Origin of the sequence: Belliella alkalica (assembly GCF_022549785.1) — a bacterium.
Taxonomy (GTDB): Bacteria; Bacteroidota; Bacteroidia; order Cytophagales; family Cyclobacteriaceae; genus Belliella; species Belliella alkalica.
Map to the genome: position 1 here is coordinate 1 of NZ_JAKZGO010000099.1, position 538 is coordinate 538.

At 40.9% G+C, this 538-nt stretch carries 1 protein-coding gene; it reads right to left on the reverse strand.

The features are described from left to right. Positions 1–538, reverse strand: a 538-nt coding sequence (locus tag MM213_RS20830) for a hypothetical protein (protein WP_241414799.1), incomplete at both ends; no start/stop codon positions are given.

Sequence of the window (538 nt, forward strand, 5' to 3'; positions counted from 1 at the left end):
CCACATCAAATTCTGTCCCAAGACCTTCAAACCCTGATGCTAGGTCTTTGAACCCATCTATAGACTTCAGCTTTTCATAAATACAATCTGCGGTAGTTCCAATGAAAGTTGAATCCTTTTTGATTTCAAAGAGATCTATAACACACTCCACATCATATCCCATCATTTGCAGAAATTCACAGTCTTCTAGGGTAGGAGTTTCTCCACCTATGCCATCATCCAGATCAGGACAGGGAAGATAATCACCTTCGTTATCTGGATCCCAAGATAATCTCAAACCACCATTGTCACATGGGATGATGTCTGAGAAGTTTGGTGGGGGACACTCTTTGTAAAGAAAAGTAGCGGAGATGATCATGCCCGTAGCCTGATCAGTCAATACATAGAAATAATAAGTACAATTCGCATCTGCTAATCGAGCGGAAGCATTGCTATCTGAGCTAATACCTACTTCATAACCAATTTCTGCCATTGCTTCCAATTCATTCATGTTGATATCGGACCAGATTATGCCGATTTCTTCAGAGGGGTTTCCTAT